Consider the following 2,765-nt stretch of genomic DNA (forward strand, 5'->3'; position numbering starts at 1 on the left):
GCTCCGGGCACCCGCGCACCGCCGCCCGGTGCAGCAGCCCGCTCAGCCGGTCCGCGAACCCCGGGGCCGCCGGATCGGGCCCCACCAGGTCGGGCACCCACTGCGCGAGCGCGGCCCGCGCCGTCCACACCCGGCCCTCCGCGGCGGCCAGTGTCGACTCCACCTCCACCGCGACGGCCGCCGCTGGCAGCCCCAGCCCGTCGTGCAGCACCAGCGCGCGCCGCTGCGGCCGGGACAGCCGCTTCAGCGCCTTCAGCAGCGCCCGGTCCCGGTCCGTCAGGCGGTCGTGGTCGGGCAGCACCGCCTGCGACTCGTCCGCCGGGCGCACCTTGATCCGCCGGTGCGGCAGCCGCCACGCGTGCGCCCGCCGCGGCCCGCCCCGGTGCCACGGCGACAGCGCCAGCTCGGACGCCCGCACCCGCACCCACCCCTCCGGGTTCCCGGAGCCGGCCACCGCGTCCCACCCGCGTCGCGCCTCGCCGAACGCCCGCCGCACGCAGTGCGCCGCCCGGTGCCGGCACGCCGTCAGCAGGAAGACCTGTTGGACGAGCCGCGCGTGCGAGCCCTCGTACAGCTCCTCGAACGTTCCCTGGCCGGCGTCGTCGCGCCCGCCGATCCGCGGGCCCGGGCCGGCCTGCCGTCCGTCGGCCCGCTGCCCGGTGCCGGCTCCGGCTCCGGCTCCGGCTTCGCTGCGATTCGCGGGGATCCGCCCCTGCTCGGCGGGGGTCCGGCGGCCGGGCGGTGTGGCGGGCTCGCGGCGCGGTGGCTGCGTGGAGCGCGCGGCGGACCGGGGGCGTTCACCGGGCGGGGCCGCCGTCTTGGCCGGCGGCGCGGTCTTGGCGGGGGTCGCGGTCGTGGTCCGGGCCGCGGCCTGGGGTTTCGGCCGGACGGCTGACGGCGGCTCGGCCCGGTCCTCGCTGAGGTGCTTCGCCAGGGTCACGGCCTCGGCCTCCGTCGCGGCACCCAGCTTCTCCATGGCGCGGCGGAGGGCGGCACGGGTGCCGCGGGGGAGGGGGTGACCCGCGACCAGGTGGGCGAGGGCCTCGCTCTCACGGGGAGTCAGCTTCCGGGTGCGGGGCGGCGTGGTCATCAGACGCTCCGGGCCGGGGCGCCGGCGGCTTGGGGGCAGGGTCTGAAAATGCGCATAAGCCAATAATCTGGGACACGACGGCGGTTTGCCGCTTCACGGAGCATGGCGAGTCGCCTTGGCACCATGAGGCGCATGACGCAGCTGATGGGCCGTCCGATCCTGGAGGTGCCGGGCGAACTGGGCGGTCACCCGGCCGTGGCCGACCTCCTGACCGGGGTGCGGACGGCGCTGGTCGGCCTCGCGGTGGTCGGGGTGCCGGTGCTCGGGCTGTGGGTGGTGACGCCGTACGCGGACGACGGCGCGGCCGGTGCGACGCGGCTCGCGGGGGCGCTGTGGCTGCTGGGGCACGGCGCGCCGCTGCTGCGCGGGGTCGCGGGGGCGCCGCTGACCGTCACCCCGCTGCTGATCGGCGTGCTGGCGGTGGCTCAGCTGTTCCGGGCGGGCGCCCGGGTGTCGTCGCGGCGGGGGCTGCGGTCGTGGTGGGGCGGGCCGGTGGCGGTGTGGGCGGGGTACTGCGGGGTGGCGAGCGCGGTCGTGGTGCACTGCGCGGGCGCGGGGCTGTTCCGCACGCGGGTGCTGCCGGACGTCCTGGTCGTCGGTCTGCTGGCCGCGCTCGCGGTCGCCGCGGGGGCCCGGTCGACGCGCGAGGACGGCGGGCCCGGCGAAGCCTTCGAGGCGTACGAGCTCTATGGAGTGGACGCGTCCTACGAGCAGCCGGACGCCGCCGACGTGCTCGGGGCCGCGCTCGTGAGCCGCCTCCTCGACCGCCTCCCCGAGCGCGCCCGCCCGGCGGACTGCGCGGAGGCCGTCCGCCGTTCGGCGCTCGCGGCCGGTGCCGGGCTGGTGGCGGCGGGCGGGGTGCTGGTCGCCGTCGCGGCCGTGTCGGACGCGGTGACCGGCGGCGGCCGGGGGATGGCGGTGCTGGGCCGGGGGCCGACGGCCGTGGTGGGGCTGGTGCTGCTGGCGGTGGTGCTGCTGCCGAACGCCGTCCTGTGGGGTGCGGCGTACGCGCTCGGGCCGGGGTTCGCCGTGGGGGACGGGACGGCGGTGGCGCCGGGCGGCACGGTGCTCGGGCCGGTGCCGGACTTCCCGCTGTTCGCGCTGCTCCCCGAGCCGGGCCCGGGCGGCTGGCGGCTCGCGGCGGTCGCGCTGCCCGTCCTGGCCGGGGTGGTCCCGGCGGTGCTGCTCGGACGGGCCGCGGCGCGGCGCGCGTGGCACCAGGCCGCGACGGCGGTGGCGGCCGTGCTCGCGGCGCTGCTGACGGGCGCTGGGGCGGCCGCGCTGGGCTGGCTGTCCGGCGGCGCGCTGGCGGGCGGCCGGATGGCCCGGCTGGGGCCGGTGCCGTGGTGGGCGGGCCTGGCGGCGGCGGGCTGGTTCGTGGTCGTCGTGGTGCCCGGCGCGCTGCTGGTGCGCCACCGCGCGCTGGGCCCGGCCACTCCGGGCGCGGGCGTCCTCGCGGGCCTGGCCGGCCACGCCCGCCGGGGCGGCTGGCAGCTGCGCGCCCGCGCACACGCCGCGGTGCTGCGGCTGAGCGGACGCGGCCCCGAAGCGCCCGACGAGAGGCGCAACCAGGGCGCGCCCTAGGGCGTGTCTTTCGGATCAGGTCGGAGGGCCGCGGCGTCAGGGTGCGTGCATCGCAAGGCGGAGGAGGGAGTCCATGCGGAGCATCGGTGAC

Annotated in this window: 1 protein-coding gene and 1 pseudogene; one reads left to right on the plus strand and one right to left on the minus strand. The window is 79.4% G+C overall.

Annotation, left to right across the window (positions count from 1 at the left end; translation table 11 throughout):
- Positions 1 to 1,090, minus strand: a pseudogene (locus AB0O00_RS34630) (hypothetical protein); the annotation flags it as partial.
- A gap of 132 nt (positions 1,091 to 1,222) precedes the next feature.
- On the opposite strand from AB0O00_RS34630, the gene AB0O00_RS34635 reads away from it, so the two are divergent.
- The gene (locus AB0O00_RS34635; RefSeq protein ID WP_363658623.1) at positions 1,223 to 2,674 is read left to right on the plus strand and encodes a DUF6350 family protein; all 1,452 of its coding nucleotides are present in this window, start codon (positions 1,223 to 1,225) and stop codon (positions 2,672 to 2,674) included.
- The last annotated feature ends 91 nt before the right edge of the window (positions 2,675 to 2,765 follow it).

The organism is Kitasatospora sp. NPDC093558 (genome assembly GCF_040683475.1).
Taxonomy (GTDB): Bacteria; Actinomycetota; Actinomycetes; order Streptomycetales; family Streptomycetaceae; genus Kitasatospora.